Here is a 19,742-nt window from a genome sequence, read left to right on the forward strand (position 1 = left end):
ACACGAGCAGTGTCTGACTTCCCTACGCTGGCATTATCCAGATCAGGTGGTACGGGTATTTCTCAGCCCTTCATGAAAAGGGGCACCCCGAGTCAAATTACTTATAAAACAATGAATTACATATAAAATGTCAATATTTAGTGTAACCGCCGGTACCTAGCAGGTGCAAGGAGTTTTTCTGTGCGTAACAACAACAGCATCTTCAGGACAAAACGCCGCCAACGCTTATAAGCAGCATAATCATTATTAATGTAAGAAATCCATTATTTGAACCAGGCATGAAAAAATATTTTCGCCTCTTCAGAAATATATTTATTATGCCGACACCTTATGCTGCATGGGTTATTAATGTTTACATTAAAATAATCCAACCATAACTCGACACGCCTCTTTACTTATTAAATTCAAATGTGATCCAAGTCAAGATTATTAGCCCTCCATTAGTGGATAGTTCGCCTCACGAATTAAGGAAAATCTTAATCAAGATGCTCTGAACGTATTATTAATGTTGACATCCATTTTTATTAACAACTGTTAAATCACACTCGCAATTAAAAAGAGTGGAAATAACTGTTTATATATAGTGTTTTGAATGTGAGACTTTGAAATGAAATCTGTAAATAAATCCATTATTGCTGTTGCCGTTTTCTCTGCTCTGTTTGCTTCCCTTGCCCCTGCGGCCCTGGCGGCTAACGTTGATGCAGTGGTCACGAATCCCACGACCAATGGGGCTTTTTTTGTCTCTGGTATTGATGGCGCTACGTATGATTTACAAAAGCATGAAGGACAAATATCCGCTCTGGAAGCGGGTAAAGCGGATGTAACTCAGGTGAATAATGTTGCCACTTATGCACAACAAATTCGTACCGATCATGATAACCTGGTAAAACGTGTCACTCTGGATGAACAATATGACGGCCAGGCAATCATTAAGAATCGTGATGATATTGCCACTAACAAAGCAAACCAGAAAATTGTCGATAACGATCAAAACGTGTTAATTAGCACTAATGGTAGTAAAGCAGACACGGCTTTACAGCATACAACGACTAACCAGGTCGCTGTGGCTAACGTGCAAACAAAACAAAAAGCACAAGATGGCGTCATTCAGACTCACACCACACAGTTAGCTAACCATGAAACGCGTATTACAACCCTGGAAAATCAAAATAATTCGCGCTTCTCTTCGATGGAAAAGCAGCAAAACGACGATCGTAAAGAATACCGTAGTGGTATTGCTGGAGCCGCGTCTATCGCCGGACTTCACTATGTAGACACTGATAATGCTATTGCTGTTGGCGCTGCTGATTTTAAAAGTGAGCAAGGTTATGCCATGGGTTATCGTCATAAATTCGCGGAGAATGTCGCCGCAACGGTTAGCTATGCCGGAACGTCTGATGGTGATTCCGTCGTCGCGGCTTCTGCTTCATTAGGCTGGTAAGAATATAGTGAAACGACGCTAAGGTATCGGTTAAAATGGTGGCGCTTCAACCTGAAGCGCCACATGAATATTGATATCGTCGGCGTTTATTGTCTTATTCCTGGCGCGACTGAAATCAGCTTTGCCTGACCCGCGGTAAGAACAGCAGATTAGAAAGCGATGGCTTTTTATTTTGCCCAGCCCAGCATCTGACGCTGGTTATTAAGTACTGCCAGGCGTCCCGTGTTGTACACGATAAAATAATGTAAACCTTGCTGATAAACGGTAGCGCTTTCCTCTTTCTCCACGAGAGACGCTGGCAAACCATTAATATTCAAACCCGTGCTCACCTTTTTGATTTCCATCCCGTCATAGTAATAGACGCTTTTTTTCTTCGTGGCCTGCGCATGCTGTTTTACCGCAGCACGGGCATTGGCATAAGCGCTTTGTTGCGCATTGTTGTCGATCATTTGCTGATTAGCGCGATCGACCTGATAACAAACATCACGGCTCACGCCTTTAGCTTCACAGCGCGCGAGGCGTTCTTCTTCCGAAACACAACCAGACAATACGCTGGCTATAACCAGAACATAAACACTCTTTTTTAGGCTTAACGCTTTCATCACTGCCATCACCATCATTAGTTAACAAAAAGAATAACGCAGCTGGCCAGCCGCGAATTTTATATCAACAGATCACGTGCAGGATATTTTTGCCGTTCTGTTCTGTCAATATAATTCATGTAGTGCTGATATCAAAACGCGCTCCCGGCATGAATAATAAGAGTACTCCTGGCTGTTTTTTCATTCTGATTTATTCAATTAGCAATTAATTAACGAAGGAGGTACAAAGATACAATGTCATCATATATTCTTTTATCCACAATCTTAAATACATTTAATATTATGATATTTATCAAGATCAAAAAACGCCTACTACGCCATAGTATCGTGCAGGGTGATTTATCTGTTGCCATTGATTAACTGTTATCTTCGAAAATATTTAAAACGTCTCTGTTTATGAAACCTATTTCAATATGAAACCCAGTGCGTTAAAGTTGATAGTCCTTTATCTTTTTCTGTATCTCCTTCTGGTCTCTATGGGCTTCATCGCTGGAGTGATGTATGCCGAACGCCTGCATTTCTGCATCTGGGGATCGTGGCATGGGTAGCCAGTGGTCCGAAAACGCTGTCTGACGCCATCATTTTTGGCCGAATTCTTCTATAGTGCAGTTGTCAGACGAAAAACAGGTTTACATTTTTTACGAAATTTCCGGGAATCTAACAAACCAGCGCTTGTCAGTCATCATGAAGGCCGGGAAAGATACACGATTGATTTTGAAGGTTCTAACAGTGGAGCGTAGAAGTATGAAGAACAAATTGGTGATGGGCGCGCTGCTGCTCGCATCCAGCGCAGTCTGGGCCGCACCCGCCACAACCGTCGCCGCGAAGGGGATTGATCAGTACGAACTCAGCGGCTTCATCGCTGACTTCACTCATTTCAAACCAGGCGATACGGTGCCAGAGATGTATCGTACCGACGAGTACAGCATCAAGCAGTGGAAGTTGCGAAATTTACCCGCACCGGATGCCGGGACGCACTGGACCTATATGGGCGGTGCGTATGTGCTGATCAATGACGCTGACGGCAAAATTATCAAAGCCTACGATGGCGAGATTTTTTATCACCGCTAAAAATCCCCCCTCGGACTGAGGGGGAATTCAAGCGCTTGCTTTATCGTTAACGTAATCAGGATAACCCCAGGCACAGTCAGTCATACTTCACATAAATTAACGCGGTAGCGCTGAGATTGCCCGGTTTCACCTTACTTTTGTCATAAACGTAATAGCTGGCAACGATGGGAATGTTCACAGTATTGCTGTTCACCGCGTCTCCTGGCTTATCCACTTTCCATAATGTGGTTGCGTCACCTTGTCCGGTCACGCTGGATATATTGACGACTTGATTATTATTCTCCAGAACAAACCCAACGCCATTGTCTGCACTGCCACGAAGAATAAAACTGCTTCCCGCGACTAAATCACTGCTGGAGAGATACGTCACCATTTTGCGTGACGTCTGTTTGCGGTCACCAAAAAGATTATCACACTGCAATCGAATATTTTCGGTAACATTTTTGCTGACAATCTTTCCGTTTGCAGCAAGTTCTGAAAGAGCAATGTCAGGCAGTACAATATTCAACTCTTCAGGTTTGCAGGTCGTCTGCTTTCTGTTGTAGGTTAAACGCAAATTCGCAGAGTAAAATCCGCCGTCCTTTGCAAGCGAGTTATGATAACTTGTGATGCAAGGTTCCCACGCTTTACCCGACAGTAAACAAACCACTAAGGTAAAGAGTGCTGAACTTTGAGAAGTAGCCGTTGCGCTGGAAAGTGAAGTCACATCTTTGATATAGACGCTGTTCCCTGACCCCGCTGAGATGTTCACAGATGCAGCACTGCTTGCAGGCGAAACATCGACCCGATAGCTCGCTGAAAAATCACCTTTTCCACTTGCCAGACTGATATCAGAACTATTTACCCACGTAAATTTCAACGCTAGCTTAACGGTATCATCATACAATCCAACAATAACATCCGATGTTTTTAATGGACTAATAGTATTCGTCCCTACGCAAGTGAGATCGTTAAACTGATGAGTATAGGATTCTGACTGTGAGGAATTTATAGAAAAATCTTCACGTATAATAAGATTATCCTCGTAGGAGATATTTCCTTTACACCCTGCGTAAGATGCGGGCAGCACCACCATCAGAACCAGTAAAAGTAAAAAATTGAGTTTCATAGCGGTATCCGACACTATCGGCAAATATAGACGTTACTTTCATCAATCGTCTTATCGAAAGTGATTGAACATGAAAGTCCCTTTTCTTTATCAACCGCCACGCTGACTTCAGGCGGAATTTCATTCGTACGGATAAAAAGCTGGCTTCCCTGCCCCACGACCCCCACGTTGTACCCGTGGACATCATTCACTTCGTAGCCAAAGGTTAATGGCGCGCCATCCGGGCGTTGGGCCTTAATAAACCACGGTTTGCGCTGGTCGGTATCAAAACGCACAAGCAAAACTGCACCACGGTATGGGGATGCGTTTTTACGGTTACCACGTAGTTCGGTTTCACTGTCGCTTTGCGATACATCAAGCAGCAGGTGATTCTCGCGATAGGGCGTCAGATTATCGTAGACGACCGTCCCGTTAGCATTGGTCGTCCGATATTTTTGTCCATTAACGTAGGCACCTTCCAGACCCGGCGCTTGCATAATAGCAAACGTATCCGAAAGTCGATTCGATAAATTCACGCCGCCAGACCACACCACTACGCCCCCGTAAAGACTTCCGCCGGCCTGATGATATTGCGACGACTGACTGTAGTTGCCGTTAATGGCCGCTATCGGGGTATTCCAGGTGACGTTTCCCCCCACGGCCGTTTCATTATCCTGTCGTTGGTGGTTCAGGTTAACACCATAAATAAATTGATCGCGATCGCCCGTCGTTCCGTTTAAGCCGATATTATTTGACGCCAGTCCATTCTCATCAAAGGTGGTTGAATTTGACATGCTCAGGTAACGATGCGGTGTGGTAATACCGTCCCCCCAGTCAAGCGGAACCGAAATAAACAGGTTAAAACGTTTATCTTCGCGATGGTCTTCATCATAGGTCTGGCTCGCTGAGAATGTATAGCTAATCCGCTGCCAGCTATTTGAATAACTGAGCTGATAGTCTTCACTATTCCCCCCTCGTCCCCAATAATCTCGCCACAGCGAACTCAATGAAACAGCGCCCCATCCCTCCGGCAACGTCTGACTGATGTTTGCCGAGAAAGTATTTTTACGGCCAAAATCGTTTTGATAATAATCAGCGACGTCGTAAACATCGTTTTCATCACGATGATAGCTGTTTTTGTTATTCGCCCAGACGTGATCGTTAAATGTCCGATAGTCGCGCGATGAATAACGATATGCCGCAAGTCCAAAACGGGTCGCGGTTTGCGCCAAATACTTGTTATAGGCGAGTTGGTAGCTCTGTCCGTCAAATACCTCGCCACTATCCTGCTCGCTGTGTGACCGGGTGGCGTCCATAGAAATCGCGCCAATGCGCGTATTCCAGCCCGTACCAAAGGTAAACGCATGGTAGTGATTAGAAAACATGGTACCGCCAAAAAGTGTCAGTAAATTGTTTAATCCGTACTGATAACTGGCCTGTGCAAAATCGGACTGGTTGCTCGCACCTTCGATATGGCTACGCCCGGCCGCAAAGTCATATTTCGACACCCCCGGTTGTAGCATATTGGGGACTGAAGCATAGGGCACCAGATAGGTTGTTACTGAACCGTCCGCTTCGCGTACCGTTATATCCAAATCTGTCCCGCCGCCTGCCAGTTGCATATCAGCAATTGAGAAGGGTCCTGGCGGAACTTCTTTTTGATAAACGATAAAGCCATTCTGCTCGATGGTAACCAAAGCATTACTCTGCGCGATCCCCTGCACCCGCGGCGTAAAATTTTGCTTTGAGTTCGGTAGCATTTGCATATCGCGAAACAGGCGAACACCGCTAAATCGTACGGACGAGAATATATCGGGTGACGTATACATATCACCGGCACGTAATGTGCCAAGAATTGGCGCAAAACCGCGCTCAAGATACAGCGTATTGCTTTTCCACTCCCCCTGACTGGCCTCTGCTTTGTCAAAACTGGTATCCGCATGAGCCTGCCACCCCAGTAAGTTCAATCCGCTGTTAAATCGCACATAAGTACTCTTGTTACGTCCTGAACGTTGATCATCGCTGTAATACTGACTCACATAATATGACGTATAGAAAGCGTTAATTCCGCGTTCCCAATTCTCTGGTAAAACATAACCCGCCTCCACTTGTGTAACATAGGCTTGCGGAACACTCATATCCAAACGAAAAATGCCTATATCGAATGTATAGCTGCCGCTTCTGATCGCGCGCTTTAATGTAATACACCGATCGGGTACCTGTGGTTTCAGATCGTCGGTTATGACACCGAGGTTATGCAAAATATCATCAGTCAGACAAACATTATCGGGTTCATCACCAACGTTAACTTCATATCTGCCACGCCATTGTTTATTGACATAAATATCCAGCTCATACTGGCCGGGAAGTGGCTTGCTGTCATCAAGACTAAAGTTTGAAACTTTCTGATCTTTTGCTCCCCCCATCATAAAATGGGTGTCAAATGTTTCTGTCGCTGTGGCGTGAACCTGATGAGATAACAAAATAGATAATATAAGTAATGCAACAGGGGTCATCCGCGGCATAATCAACTCCTGTTTATTTTACATTCACTTTGCTGCTAATATAATTTCCGCTATCGTCAATAATAGTTAATTCATATTGTCTTTCGACAGCAGACTTCGTATTTACGGTCTGCGCAGAGAACGGTTCCAGCATGATTGCTTTATCATTTATTTTCACCGTTCCTGTATTAATATCGGCAACAGTAATCCAGTTTGCGGTGCCATTCCTCAAAGTCAGAGTTCTACCTGTTGCGGACAGGCCTAACTGACGAAAGCTATCATCATTGACGACAGTAATTCCTTTTGGACGCCAGATAAGTTTAATCCTGTTTTGCATGGCAAACTTGAGCGTGTTTTTACCTGTCGATTCCACGTTATTCGGCGGGATGTCCAGAACATTCAAATAAAACAGGCTTTCTCTATCTTCTGGTAATGCATTGGCCATTTTCTTAATTTTTAGCTGTTGCCCGGAACTGGCTGGGACACGCACCACCGGTGGCGTTAACATGAAAGGAACATGGATTTTCTCCGGGGGTAATGACGTGTCGCCCTCATCAATCCATGATTGCACAAGCGAGGCGCTACCGCCCTCATTCATCAATTGGACAACCACTTCTTTTTTTTCTGCCGGGTAAATGACCCGAGTGCCATAAATAACAATGCCTGCGTGGACAGGTAGAATTATGGCAGATAATAATACTGCAACCAGTCTTTTCATATTTAATTGCGCGGCCTTACTCACCAGGAACCGGCGGTAAGTACCGCCGGTATCATATATCAGTCTGTCACAACCGTCAGCGTCAGTGTTGAACTTACACTACCGGCTTTAACTGCATCACTATTATTCAGGCGAGCATAACGGGCGAAGAAGTTGAGTTCATATTCGCCATTTGCATTTTTTTCGAGAGCGAGGTCCATTTTCCCGGCAGGATCAATCTGTTTTTTATCATTACCGTAGTAAACCGCAAAACCTACCCCTTTTGCATCGCTGTTATTAAACGTAACTTTTTTATCATCAAATTGACTGGCAGAGAATGTTACCCGCAGCGTTTTATTCCCTTCACACTTAATTCTCAACGGTTGCTGAGTTCCATTAACCACCGGAGTATAAGCCTGACCGACGGTAAGCGAACTCAGTTTATCCATACCCACTTCGTTCAGACTGATTTCCGCAGTATTTGAGTCAATAAATTGACACGTAGTCCCAACCACTTTACCGTTAATTTTTAATACGCCGGAATCATAGGTATCACCCGCTGCAGCCACTGCGCCAGCACTGATAAAAACAGATGAAAGAACAGCGATGGCAATAATTGAACGCTTCATAATATTTTCCTGAATTGAATTATGTCTATTTGTTAAGAAAGGGCTTATCTCGGGGCGTAAATTCTCATAGACGGTTCGTTGCCGCAATGTAAACGCATTGTTTTATTGATTTAACGCAAATAAAATTATGAAACATAATTTCAATAAATAAAGAAGGGAATGACTATTTTTAGCAGTCATTAATTTTAGATAATTTTTATACAGTAATATATGAGAAGGGAATTAAAATACCGAAATCATTCATGATGATGATTTCGGCTAAGAACGAAAATTTACTTAAATAGACAACCGCCTGATTAATCGTAGCGGTTAAGTACGATCTGTCGTGCCGCATCTCCGGGAAGATGGGTCATTTCGGTCGCCACGCCCCTTGCTGATGAGGTCTTTTTTGCATCCTGCGTATTAAACTGATAGAGAGTATTACCACAACGCTGCTGCAACTGACTGTTAACGACGTCGGTGCTGCAAGTGGGTATGGTTACTCTACCGTTGATGGTTAACGTGGCTGTATCGGAGGAAAAGGCAGGGGTACTCATTCCGTAAGTCAAAACTATGATTCCTGACAACAGATAATTCTTCATGTCGAGTGTAATCCCTGTAGTAAAAATAGTTACAGCGCAGTATGTCTGCCTGTAAAGTATGGTCATGACTCCATTGCCATACCAATAGAAATAATAAATTAATCGTGCGGGAATGAGCAATTTAAATGGTGGATTACGCTTCTTTTTTAAGAAAAGCGCCCACTCTGTTCAGTGGAACTACATAGATCAGACAGCATTATTTAAATTAAATATTCACCGCATCATTATTTAGCGGATGCGGTGAACGAAGATAAAGAAGCAGTTCAGCAGAACTCAGACGGCACGAAAGGCAATCTCACCAGGAATGACTTCACCCTGCCAGTAAAGCTGCGCGGCAACACGTCCCGCCAGTTCGCGATACATTACGGTGAAATCACTGTCCGGACGACTGACAACGGTCGGCGTCCCGCGATCGAGATCTTCACGCAGACTGATATGCAGCGGCATCTGCCCCAACAGTTGCGTGTGATACTGCTCAGCCAGTTTCTGCGCGCCGCCGGTACCAAAGATAGGCTCATGATGACCACAGTTGCTGCAGATATGCATGCTCATATTTTCGACAATGCCCAGCACAGGCACTTCGACTTTTTCAAACATGACAATACCTTTTTTGGCGTCGATCAGTGCGATATCCTGCGGCGTCGTGACCACCACTGCACCGGTGACGGGAATGTTTTGCGCCAGGGTCAGTTGAATGTCGCCGGTGCCTGGCGGCATATCCAGCACGAGGTAATCCAGATCCGGCCACAGCGTCTCCTGTAGCATCTGCATCAGCGCTTTGCTGGCCATCGGCCCACGCCAGACCATCGCGTTATCATCCGTGACCAGATAGCCGATGGAGTTCGTCGCCAGCCCGTGAGACACGATCGGCGCCATATGCGTGCCATCCGGCGAGGTGGGACGCTGGTTTTCCGCACCCAGCATGGTTGGGATCGACGGACCATAAATGTCGGCGTCCAGAATCCCTACTTTCGCCCCTTCTGCCGCCAGTGCCAACGCCAGGTTTACCGCAGTCGACGATTTGCCCACGCCGCCTTTGCCAGAGCTGACGGCGATAATGTTCTTCACGCCATTCACGCCCGGCTGATTTTTCACACGCTTCAGGGTGGCAATATTGTGAGAAAGCTTCCAGTCGATCGCCTTCGCACCGGTGATACGCAACAGGTCGGCGCTACATTGCTCTTTTAACACCTCAAATGCACTGTGCCAGACGAACGGCATGACCAGTTCAACGTGCAGCGTGTCATCCATCCAGGCGACGTGGTGCAACGCCTTCAGCGTCGTCAGATTATGCTTCAGGGTGGGGTGCTGAAAATTTGCCAGCGTCCCGGCGACCATCGCGCGCAGGGTCTCTGGTGATTTGGCCTGGGATTGTGCGTTCATCCCGACTCCTTTTTGTTGTTCTGAAAAGGTCAATTGTAGCGAGCTAGTGTACTCCAGCGGTAACAATTATTCATTTGTGGTTTGATGCCCTTAATTCTTGGCGTAGTTATTCCCTTTCAGGTAACATCAGAACCCCCTTTCAACAGAGAAGAAGTAATACCTACTATGACTCAAGTCGCGAAGAAAATTCTGGTAACGTGCGCACTGCCGTACGCCAACGGCTCAATCCACCTCGGCCATATGCTGGAGCACATCCAGGCTGATGTCTGGGTCCGTTACCAGCGAATGCGCGGCCACGAGGTCAACTTCATCTGCGCCGACGACGCCCACGGCACGCCAATCATGCTGAAAGCACAGCAGCTTGGCATCACCCCGGAGCAGATGATTGGGGAAATGAGTCAGGAACACCAGACGGATTTCGCCGGGTTCAACATCAGCTATGACAACTACCACTCCACGCACAGCGATGAGAATCGGGAACTGTCTGAGCTTATCTATACCCGTCTGAAAGAGAACGGTTTTATTAAGAACCGCACCATCTCTCAGCTCTACGATCCGGAAAAAGGCATGTTCCTGCCGGACCGTTTTGTGAAAGGCACCTGCCCGAAATGTAAATCTCCGGATCAATACGGCGACAACTGTGAAGTGTGCGGCGCGACCTACAGCCCGACTGAACTGATCGAGCCGAAATCCGTGGTGTCTGGCGCAACGCCGGTGATGCGTGACTCTGAACACTTCTTCTTTGACCTGCCCTCTTTCAGCGAAATGCTGCAGGCGTGGACCCGCAGCGGCGCGCTGCAGGAGCAGGTTGCGAACAAAATGCAGGAATGGTTTGAATCTGGCCTGCAACAGTGGGATATCTCCCGCGATGCGCCTTACTTTGGTTTTGAAATCCCGAATGCGCCAGGTAAATATTTCTATGTCTGGCTGGATGCCCCGATCGGCTACATGGGCTCTTTCAAAAACCTGTGCGACAAGCGCGGTGATACCGTCAGCTTTGACGAATACTGGAAGAAAGATTCTGCTGCCGAGCTGTATCACTTCATCGGTAAAGATATCGTCTACTTCCACAGCCTGTTCTGGCCGGCCATGCTGGAAGGCAGCAACTTCCGCAAGCCGACTAACCTGTTCGTGCATGGTTATGTCACCGTCAACGGCGCGAAGATGTCAAAATCTCGCGGCACCTTTATTAAGGCCAGCACCTGGCTGAACCATTTTGACGCCGACAGCCTGCGCTACTACTACACCGCGAAACTCTCTTCACGCATTGATGATATCGACCTGAATCTGGAAGATTTCGTGCAGCGCGTGAACACCGACATCGTCAACAAGGTGGTTAACCTCGCCTCTCGTAACGCCGGCTTTATCAGCAAGCGTTTTGATGGCGTGCTGGCTTCTGAACTGGCCGATCCCGCGCTTTATAAAACCTTTACCGACGCAGCGACTGTCATTGGCGAAGCCTGGGAAAGTCGTGAATTCGGCAAAGCGATTCGTGAAATCATGGCGCTGGCGGATGTCGCAAACCGTTATGTGGACGAGCAGGCACCATGGGTTGTGGCGAAACAGGAAGGTCGCGACGCCGATCTGCAGGCGATTTGCTCAATGGGCATCAACCTGTTCCGCGTGCTGATGACGTATCTGAAACCGGTTCTGCCAACCCTGAGCGAGCGCGTTGAAGCGTTCCTCAATACGGAACTGCGCTGGGATACAATTACGCAACCGCTGCTGGCCCACAAGGTGAACACCTTCAAAGCGCTGTATAACCGTATCGACATGAAGCAGGTTGAAGCGCTGGTTGAAGCGTCTAAGGAAGAGGTCAAAGCGATGACCGCTCCGGTGACCGGTCCGCTGGCGGACTTCCCGATTCAGGAAACCATTAGCTTTGATGATTTCGCCAAAGTCGATCTGCGCGTGGCGCTGATTGAAAACGCCGAATTTGTTGACGGTTCCGACAAGCTGCTGCGCCTGACGCTGGACCTGGGCGGCGAGAAGCGCAACGTCTTCTCCGGCATTCGTTCAGCCTATCCGGATCCGCAGGTACTGATTGGCCGTCATACGATCATGGTGGCAAACCTGGCACCGCGTAAAATGCGCTTCGGCATCTCTGAAGGGATGGTGATGGCGGCGGGTCCTGGCGGGAAAGATATCTTCCTGCTGAGCCCGGATGAAGGCGCGAAGCCTGGACATCAGGTTAAATAAGTTCGCCCTCAAGCGCCGCTTTCGCGGCGCTTTTTTTGTCCACCAGGGCAGCAGACCGCGTCATTTTCAGATTTTTCACACCGCATTTTCAGACATCTCCCCTAGCCTTTTCCCCCTATACTGTATCTCTTTCTGGTATACATACCAGGTACGATTTTTTGAGTACCAGACGTTTAATAAAATGGAGTTTTACATGAAAGCATTAAATACGTTTTTTTCGGTAGTTTTCGCGTCAGTTCTCGTTTTCTCTCTGGCTGGATGTGGCGACAAGGAAGAAAGCAAAACATTCAAAGCGGATGTCAATGGTACTGAGATCGTAATGACCTATACCTACAAGGGTGACAAAGTCATTAAGCAGACCTCACAAAACAAAATCAACTTTGCCTCTATCGGGGTAAAAACCAAAGAAGACGCGGCGAAGATCCTTGATCCGATCAGTGCAAAATATCAAAACATTCCCGGCGTGGAAGAGAAGCTGACCTATAAGGATGGCTACGCGGAAGAAACCGTCTCTGTTGACATGGAGAAGGTTGACTTTAAAAAGCTGCAGGGCGTGACGGGAACTCAATTCTCTGGTGACCCGAGCAACGGTATCAGCATGAAGCAGAGCCAGAAAATGCTGGAAGCCTCAGGCTTTAAAGAAGTGAAATAATCAAACGACGACGACCGGGCATCCTGCCGGGTCGTCGCTTTTCTTTTAGTCTTTATTGCCGTGCAGACGCACAGCCAGTCCACGCAGGAAATAACGCATAAACTGATCGCCGCACTCGCGGTAGTTTTTATGATCGACAGAACGCATCATGGCGGTAATTTCCGGCATTGAAACGCGAACGTTCTGCTGGGTCATGATCGCCTGAATATCATCCGTTTTTAGCGAAAAGGCGATACGCAGCTTTTTTAGCACCGTGTTGTTGTTCACCCGACGCTCAAGCGCCAGTTCAGGCGCTGAATCATCTTTGCCGCGCTTCTCGTAGATCAGACCATTCAGAAATCCGGAGAGAATAATATCCGGGCAGCGGACAAAACCCTCTTCATCTTCTTTGGTCATCCAGGTGTCGAAATTCGCAGAGGTGGATTCCATGTCGGCAAGCGCAAGAATGCGCACCATGTCGTTATTATTAACTTTCAGGGTGTAGCGCAGGCTACGAAGAATATCGTTACTAAGCATAGAGCCTTCAACTGTCGATAATGCAATGGCGCGCAGTGTACCAGTTTTACAGGCCAATCGCCTCTTTCAAACTTTTCAGATAGCGGCGGCTGACCGGAACGGTTAACCCGTTGCGTAGTATCAGCTCTGCCTGACCGTTATCTTCCAGGCGAATTTCCTGTAACTGCGCCATGTTAACCAAATACTGTCGATGGCAGCGCAACAATGGCGTGCGGCTTTCCAGTGTTCTGAGCGTCAGTTCCGTAAAGCCTTCTTTGCCTTCGCTGCTGGTCACAAACACACCGCTCATGCGGCTGCTGACAAAGGCGACATCATCCATTTGCAGCAGATAGATCCTGCTGTGCCCGCTACAGGGGATGAACTTCAGCGACTGCTGGTTTTCCGGCAGCACCGACACGTCCTGCTTGCTCCGCTCCTGGCGCAGACGACTGAGGGTTTTCTCCAGCCTCGCCTCTTCTATCGGTTTCAGAAGATAATCAAAGGCATGCTCTTCAAAGGCCTTAATCGCGTATTCGTCAAAGGCGGTCAGAAAAACAATATACGGACGGTGCTCCGGGTCAAGCATACCGACCATTTCCAGCCCGCTGATACGCGGCATTTGAATATCCAGAAACAGCACGTCCGGATGCAGTCGATGCACCGCGCCAATCGCTTCAACGGCGTTGGCGCACTCACCCACGATCTCAATATCACTTTGTTCCTGTAACAAGATCCGCAGATTTTCCCGCGCTAACGGCTCATCATCCACAATCAGCACCTTAATCATGCGTCTCCTCCAGGGGCAGTCGTAGGGTTATTCGGGTAAAGCTATCCGGTTCGCAGACCACGCTAATACCGTAGTCATCGCCAAACCGTTCGCGCAGGCGTTTATCCACCAGATTCATGCCCAGACCGCTGACATTCGTGGTGGGCTGGTACAACCCGGCGTTATCTTCAATATCCAGCATCAGGTACTGCCCTTCCTGACGGGCGGTGATAGACACCTCTCCCGTCCCCAGCAGCTGTGACGTCCCGTGCTTAATGGCGTTTTCGACAATGGGTTGCAGAGTGAAGGCCGGCAACTGCTGATGCGCCAGCGCATCCGGCACGTTTAAACTCACCTGCAGCCGCGCCTGGAATCGCGCTTTCTCAATTTGCAGATAGGCATTCACGTGCTCAATTTCGTCGGCAAGCGTGACGATCTCCGACGGACGCTTTAAGTTTTTGCGAAAGAAGGTGGAGAGATCCTGCACCAGTTGGCTCGCCTGTTCACTGTCGCGGCGCACCACCGCCTTAATGGTGTTGAGCGCATTAAACAGAAAATGCGGATTAACCTGCGCATGCAGCAGCTTGATTTCTGACTGAGTCAGCATCGCTTTCTGACGTTCATATTGCCCGGCGAGGATCTGCGCGGAGAGTAGCTGAGCAATCCCCTCACCCAGCGTTCGGTTAATAGAACTGAAGAGTCGGTTTTTTGCTTCATACAGCTTGATGGTCCCCATCACCCGTTGGTTTTCACCGCGTAACGGGATAACCAGCGTAGAACCAAGTTTGCACTGCGGATGCAGCGAACAGCGGTACGGCACTTCGTTGCCGTCAGCATATACGACCTCGCCCGTCTCGATGGCCCGTAGCGTGTAGCTGGAAGAGATAGGCCTGCCCGGCAAATGATGATCGTCGCCAATCCCGGTAAAGGCCAACAGCCGCTCGCGATCGGTAATCGCCACCGCGCCGATATCGAGTTCCTGATACAGCACCTGCGCCACCTTCATACTGTTCACTTCGTTGAATCCCTGGCGCAGGATACCTTCGGTGGAGGCCGCCACTTTCAGCGCAGTGGAGGAAAACGCAGAGGTGTATTTTTCAAACATCGCGCGCTTGTCGAGCAAAATACGCATAAACAGCGCCGCGCCAACGGTGTTGGTGACCATCATAGGGGCGGCGATATTGCTGACCAGCCGGTAAGCATCGTCAAACGGCCGGGCGATCAGCAAAATGATCAGCATCTGTACCATTTCGGCGACAAACGTGATCGCCCCAGCCGTCAGCGGATTGAAGACTTTATCGGTGCGTCCCCGCCGCGTCAGCACGCTGTGCACCAGACCGCCCAGCAGTCCTTCGACAATGGTGGAGATCATACAACTGAGCGCGGTCATGCCGCCCATCGAATAGCGGTGCAGACCCCCGGTTAGCCCCACCAGTCCACCGACGACCGGTCCGCCGAGCAGACCGCCCATCACCGCGCCAATCGCGCGCGTGTTGGCGATGGAATCATCGATGTGCAGACCAAAATAGGTGCCGAGGATACAGAAAATAGAGAAGGTGACGTAACAGAGCAACTTATGGGGTAAGCGAACGGTCACCTGCATCAACGGTATGAATAAACGCGTTTTACTCATCAACCATGCAATAACCAGGAACACGCACATCTGCTGAAGCAGCAGCAACACCAGATTAAAATCGTACATACCCGCAAACCACACTGCGTTTAAAACCGCGTAACATACATCGACTACGTTGATCTTTCTTTGAACTGTTGCAAAAAAAGATGAATTCGTGAGAACGATCACTCAAAAGTGTCCGTGTGAATACAATATCACGCCTCCTTTGATTAAAAAACAGACAAAACTACCTGGTTCGAAAAAGAGCGACTAAAGTTAGACTGGGACCTCGCGAGCAAGGATAAAATGATGGCGCTTTACACCATAGGTGAAGTGGCTTTGCTTTGTGATATTAACCCCGTTACGCTCCGCGCGTGGCAGCGGCGTTATGGATTATTGAAACCGCAGCGGACCGACGGCGGACATCGCCTGTTCAATGATTCAGATATCGACAGGATCCGCGAAATCAAACGCTGGATTGATAACGGGGTGCAGGTCGGCAAAGTCAAGATGCTGTTGAGCAATGAGAATGTAGACCTGCAAAACGGATGGCGTGAACAACAGGAAACCCTGCTGCACTATCTGCAAAATAACAATCTGCACAGTCTCCGGGTCTGGCTGAAAGAGCGTGGACAGGATTACCCCGCGCAGACGCTAACCACCCACCTTTTTCTTCCGCTACGTCGGCGGTTACAGTGCCAACAGCCCACACTACTGGCGCTATTGGGGATCCTTGACGGTGTGTTGATCAACTACATCGCCATTTGCCTCGCCTCGGCCAGAAAAAAACAGGGCAAAGATGCGCTGGTCGTGGGCTGGAATATTCACGATACCACGCGTCTGTGGCTGGAAGGTTGGGTTGCCAGCCAGCAGGGATGGCGGGTTGACGTACTGGCGCATTCGCTGAGCCAGTTTCGCCCGGACCTGTTTGAGGGGCGAACCCTACTGGTGTGGTGCGGCGAAAATCAGACGTCGGCACAGCAGCAGCTGCTGAATGCCTGGCGCGCGGAAGGACACGATATTTATCCACTTGGCATTTAATGATTCATTAACAGCTACGCTTCTCTGTATAATCTCTGAGTTAACATAAGGAGAACATCATGAGCGTAGCGAAAATCGGTGTCATCACCCTCTTTTTACTCATGGCCATCGGCGGTATTGGCGGTGTGATGCTCGCAGGCTATACCTTCATTTTGCGTGCCGGCTAAGGCGCTGCACTAACCGCTCGAACAGGCGGTCTACGACGATCGCCGCCAGCGCGACCAGCAGCGCGCCCTGAATAACATACGCCGTGTTGAATCCGCTCAGACCGATGATAATCGGCGTGCCAAGCGTGCTGGCCCCCACCGTTGACGCGATAGTCGCGGTGCCAATATTGATAATCACCGACGTCCGTACCCCTGCCAGAATCACCGGCGCCGCCAGCGGCAACTCCACCTTTCGCAACTGTTGTCCCGGACTCATCCCCATTCCGCTGGCAATGTTGCGCACGCTGTCCTCAATCGACCCCAGTCCCGCCAGCGTCGCCTGCAGGATGGGTAACACGCCGTACAGGATCAGCGCAATAATGGCCGGTTTCTGACCAAACCCCATCACCGGCACCGCGATCGCCAGCACCGCGACGGGCGGAAAGGTTTGTCCAACGGCAGCAATGGTCTCCACCAGCGGGCGGAACTCCCGTCCTTTTGGTCGTGTCACCACAATTGCGGCGCCCACGCCAATCACCACGGCAAACAGGCTCGACACCGCGACCAGCCAGAAATGGGCCAGCGCCAGCGCGAGAAAGCTTTCCTGCTGATAAACCGGGCGCGGAAGTTCAGGAAACAGACTGGCAAAAATCGCCTGGCTGTGCGGTAACCCCAACAGCATCAGCAGGAAGAGTGCGATCAACCAGAGCAGCGGGTCAGACAGTCGTTTCATGCGTTAGCGTCTCCAGTAGCAGATCGCGAAAATGCAGCGTCCCACAGACAATGCCCTGCTGATTGACCACCGGTAACACGTCGCACCCGCGCGCGACAAACGCGGAAAGCGCGTCGCGCAGCGTCATCTCTTCGGTCAACGCCTCCCCGGCAATCTGTTCATCCCGGCGCACATAGTCAGCCACGGTTCGCAGCGACAGCAACCGTACTCCCAACTCGCTGCGACCGAAAAACTGTTGCACAAAGTCATTCGCCGGTGCCGTCAGCATCGCCAGCGGCGTCCCCTGCTGAACAACTTCTCCGCCGTCCATCAGCACCAGATGCTCTGCCAGGCGCAGCGCTTCATCAATATCATGCGTGACCAGCACAATGGTCCGCCCCAACAGACGGTGGATGCGGGTCATCTCCTGCTGCAACGCCCCACGAGTGACCGGATCCAGCGCGCCGAAAGGTTCATCCATCAGCAGCACCTGCGGATCGGCAGCCAGCGCGCGCGCCACGCCCACGCGCTGCTGCTGTCCACCGGAAAGCTGATGCGGATAGCGCTCGCGCAGCACGACTTCCAGCCCGAGCAGCGCCATTAATTCCTCCACCCGCTCATCAATTTTTCTGCGCGGCCACTTCAGCAATTGCGGGACGGTGGCGATGTTCTGCGCTACCGTCCAGTGCGGAAACAGGCCAATCGACTGAATCGCGTAGCCCATCCGCCGACGCAGTTCCAGTACCGGCAGACTGCGAATTTCCTCACCAGCAAAGCGAATTCTGCCGCTGTCATGCTCCACGAGCCGGTTAATCATTTTCAGAGTGGTGGATTTCCCCGAACCTGAGGTGCCAATCAGTACCGAGAAACTGCCTTCCTTAACGTGCAGATTCAGGTCGCTAACCGCCTTGTGCTCACCAAAGGCTTTATTCACGTGGCTAAATTCAATCATGGTGGGTTACCTTCAGCAGAGCATTCCCTAAATCAAACAGCGCATCAATCAGTACCGCCAGCGCAATGACCGGGATCACGCCCAGCAGCACCAGATCCACGGCGCTGCTGAGCAGTCCCTGAAACACCAGCGCGCCAAAACCACCGGCGCCAATCAGCGCGGCGATGACGGCCATCCCGACGGTCTGCACCATCACCACCCGCAGGCTACGTAAAAAGACCGGCAGTGCCAGCGGAAGCTGAACGTGTAGAAAGCGCTGCACGGTGCTCATCCCCATCGCGCGGGCGCTTTCCAGGACATCGCGGGGAACCTGATTCAGCCCGGCCACCACGCCGCGAACCAGCGGCAAGAGCGCGTACAACACCAGCGCGATCAGCGCCGGGGTCAGACCGGTTCCCGCCACGCCCACCGTTGCAAGCCAGGGGAACGCCTTTACCAGTCCGGCAAGCGGTGCAATCAACAGGCCGAACAGTGCGACGGAAGGAACGGTTTGAATCACATTGAGGACGGTAAACACCGGCCCCTGGCGGGCGGTGGAAAAATAACACCAGATTCCTAGGGGAATGCCTATCGCCAGCGCGGGCAGCACGGTACCCAACAGCAACGTCAGATGCTGGGCCAGCGCATCATCAAAGACATCCTGACGATTAGCGTACTCTTTGAGTAAAGAGAGGTCATCGAACGTCCCCGTCAGCAAGAGTGCGACGGGAATAATCGCCATCTGCGCATGTAAAACCCAGCGCCAGAGTGGCTGTGCGGTAATACGTCTGATAGCGTCGCTGTAGGCCAGTAATCCCAGCGCGAGCCCCAGCCAGAGACCGCTTCCCACGCTGGTTCGCGCCAGCGGCGTTCCCGTCTCTGCCAGATGTGTCGCCGCTTTACCCACGCTCCACAGCATCAGGATCACCAGCAGTTGTGCCACCACCAGCGTACACAGCGCCCCTTTTCTTCCCGGCACGAAGCACAATGCCAGCAGGGCGCAACCCGCGCCGGCGAGCATCGACACCGAACCGGGCCAGAGCGTCCAGAGCTGACGCCCCTCTCCCGACACCAGACGATTCGGGGCATAGTTCACAAACGGCAGCGCAACGGCGGCGGCTGAAAGAACAACCAGCAGCAGCAGTACGCGCTGAATACTGACTTTTGACACGTCACCCAACCTTTTTCAG

General features: G+C 50.0%; 19 protein-coding genes and 1 riboswitch. Of the genes, 6 read left to right on the top strand and 13 right to left on the bottom strand.

All coding sequences use genetic code 11. The annotated features are described in order from the left end of the window. Positions 1–2 precede the first annotated feature (2 nt). Positions 3–100, bottom strand: a riboswitch (TPP riboswitch). A 507-nt stretch (positions 101–607) separates the two neighbouring features. Continuing rightward, on the top strand, positions 608–1,441 hold the full coding sequence (locus tag OGY35_RS24105) for a YadA C-terminal domain-containing protein (protein ID WP_286633681.1): 834 nt from the start codon (positions 608–610) through the stop codon (positions 1,439–1,441). Between the two features lie 167 nt (positions 1,442–1,608). Here OGY35_RS24105 and OGY35_RS24110 read toward each other — a convergent pair whose 3' ends face one another. Further along, entirely contained in the window at positions 1,609–2,043 is a 435-nt protein-coding gene (locus OGY35_RS24110; protein WP_286633740.1) for a hypothetical protein, read from the bottom strand. Positions 2,044–2,787: 744 nt separating this feature from the next. Between OGY35_RS24110 and rcnB the strand changes: the two genes are divergently transcribed. Next, positions 2,788–3,114, top strand: coding sequence for a Ni(II)/Co(II) efflux transporter accessory subunit RcnB (gene rcnB / locus OGY35_RS24115; RefSeq protein ID WP_286633682.1), 327 nt, complete (start codon positions 2,788–2,790; stop codon positions 3,112–3,114). A 76-nt stretch (positions 3,115–3,190) separates the two neighbouring features. Here the strand turns inward: rcnB and OGY35_RS24120 are convergent, their stop codons facing one another. From OGY35_RS24120 to apbC, 6 genes are all read right to left on the bottom strand, one after another. After that, positions 3,191–4,222 carry a putative fimbrial-like adhesin protein gene (locus tag OGY35_RS24120; protein WP_286633683.1) on the bottom strand — a complete coding sequence of 344 codons (1,032 nt, stop codon included), beginning with the start codon at positions 4,220–4,222 and terminating at the stop codon, positions 3,191–3,193. A 14-nt stretch (positions 4,223–4,236) separates the two neighbouring features. Next, positions 4,237–6,726 carry a fimbrial biogenesis outer membrane usher protein gene (locus OGY35_RS24125; RefSeq protein ID WP_286633684.1) on the bottom strand — a complete coding sequence of 830 codons (2,490 nt, stop codon included), beginning with the start codon at positions 6,724–6,726 and terminating at the stop codon, positions 4,237–4,239. A 13-nt stretch (positions 6,727–6,739) separates the two neighbouring features. After that, complete coding sequence (locus tag OGY35_RS24130; protein WP_286633685.1) at positions 6,740–7,423, bottom strand: fimbria/pilus periplasmic chaperone; 684 nt, start codon at positions 7,421–7,423, stop codon at positions 6,740–6,742. Positions 7,424–7,482: 59 nt separating this feature from the next. Continuing rightward, positions 7,483–8,031, bottom strand: a complete 549-nt coding sequence (gene yehD, locus OGY35_RS24135; protein WP_286633686.1) for a fimbrial protein YehD — start codon at positions 8,029–8,031, stop codon at positions 7,483–7,485. 296 nt (positions 8,032–8,327) lie between these two features. Next, positions 8,328–8,612: a DUF2574 family protein gene (locus OGY35_RS24140; protein ID WP_286633687.1), complete on the bottom strand. Its 285-nt coding sequence runs from the start codon at positions 8,610–8,612 to the stop codon at positions 8,328–8,330. 273 nt (positions 8,613–8,885) lie between these two features. Beyond that, entirely contained in the window at positions 8,886–9,995 is a 1,110-nt protein-coding gene (gene apbC, locus OGY35_RS24145) for an iron-sulfur cluster carrier protein ApbC (RefSeq protein WP_284554184.1), read from the bottom strand. A gap of 165 nt (positions 9,996–10,160) precedes the next feature. Here apbC and metG point away from each other — a divergent pair, with 165 nt between their 5' ends. Together metG and OGY35_RS24155 are read left to right on the top strand one after the other, a co-directional pair. Then, a complete protein-coding gene (gene metG / locus OGY35_RS24150; RefSeq protein WP_152403634.1) occupies positions 10,161–12,194 on the top strand; it encodes a methionine--tRNA ligase in 2,034 nt (677 codons plus the stop codon). 193 nt (positions 12,195–12,387) lie between these two features. Beyond that, positions 12,388–12,846 carry a YehR family lipoprotein gene (locus OGY35_RS24155; protein ID WP_152403632.1) on the top strand — a complete coding sequence of 153 codons (459 nt, stop codon included), beginning with the start codon at positions 12,388–12,390 and terminating at the stop codon, positions 12,844–12,846. 45 nt (positions 12,847–12,891) lie between these two features. On the opposite strand, the gene OGY35_RS24160 is transcribed toward OGY35_RS24155, so the two are convergent. Genes OGY35_RS24160 through OGY35_RS24170 form a run of 3 tightly spaced genes read right to left on the bottom strand, consistent with a single transcriptional unit; the run spans position 12,892 to position 15,809 of the window. Continuing rightward, positions 12,892–13,362: a YehS family protein gene (locus tag OGY35_RS24160; protein ID WP_152403630.1), complete on the bottom strand. Its 471-nt coding sequence runs from the start codon at positions 13,360–13,362 to the stop codon at positions 12,892–12,894. 46 nt (positions 13,363–13,408) lie between these two features. Further along, positions 13,409–14,128: a two-component system response regulator BtsR gene (gene btsR, locus OGY35_RS24165; RefSeq protein ID WP_152403628.1), complete on the bottom strand. Its 720-nt coding sequence runs from the start codon at positions 14,126–14,128 to the stop codon at positions 13,409–13,411. Then, positions 14,121–15,809: a sensor histidine kinase gene (locus OGY35_RS24170; RefSeq protein ID WP_152403626.1), complete on the bottom strand. Its 1,689-nt coding sequence runs from the start codon at positions 15,807–15,809 to the stop codon at positions 14,121–14,123. The genes btsR and OGY35_RS24170 overlap by 8 nt, the downstream gene beginning before the upstream one ends. 222 nt (positions 15,810–16,031) lie before the next feature. On the opposite strand from OGY35_RS24170, the gene mlrA reads away from it, so the two are divergent. Both mlrA and OGY35_RS24180 read left to right on the top strand, forming a co-directional pair. Continuing rightward, positions 16,032–16,763, top strand: coding sequence for an HTH-type transcriptional regulator MlrA (gene mlrA / locus OGY35_RS24175; RefSeq protein WP_286633741.1), 732 nt, complete (start codon positions 16,032–16,034; stop codon positions 16,761–16,763). Between the two features lie 59 nt (positions 16,764–16,822). Beyond that, positions 16,823–16,930, top strand: coding sequence for a protein YohO (locus tag OGY35_RS24180; RefSeq protein WP_042318015.1), 108 nt, complete (start codon positions 16,823–16,825; stop codon positions 16,928–16,930). On the opposite strand, the gene OGY35_RS24185 is transcribed toward OGY35_RS24180, so the two are convergent. From OGY35_RS24185 to OGY35_RS24195, 3 genes are read right to left on the bottom strand one after another with little or no spacing between them, the layout of a single operon-like run. Then, entirely contained in the window at positions 16,911–17,642 is a 732-nt protein-coding gene (locus tag OGY35_RS24185) for an ABC transporter permease (protein WP_152403624.1), read from the bottom strand. The two genes, OGY35_RS24180 and OGY35_RS24185, sit on opposite strands and share 20 nt — an antisense overlap. Continuing rightward, entirely contained in the window at positions 17,626–18,573 is a 948-nt protein-coding gene (locus tag OGY35_RS24190; protein ID WP_152403621.1) for an ABC transporter ATP-binding protein, read from the bottom strand. Before OGY35_RS24190 ends, OGY35_RS24185 begins: the two co-directional genes overlap by 17 nt. Continuing rightward, entirely contained in the window at positions 18,566–19,732 is a 1,167-nt protein-coding gene (locus OGY35_RS24195) for an ABC transporter permease (protein WP_286633688.1), read from the bottom strand. Before OGY35_RS24195 ends, OGY35_RS24190 begins: the two co-directional genes overlap by 8 nt. Positions 19,733–19,742 lie beyond the last annotated feature (10 nt).

It is taken from the genome of Citrobacter sp. Ct235 (genome assembly GCF_030332305.1).
GTDB classification, from domain to species: domain Bacteria; phylum Pseudomonadota; class Gammaproteobacteria; order Enterobacterales; family Enterobacteriaceae; genus Citrobacter_A; species Citrobacter_A telavivensis.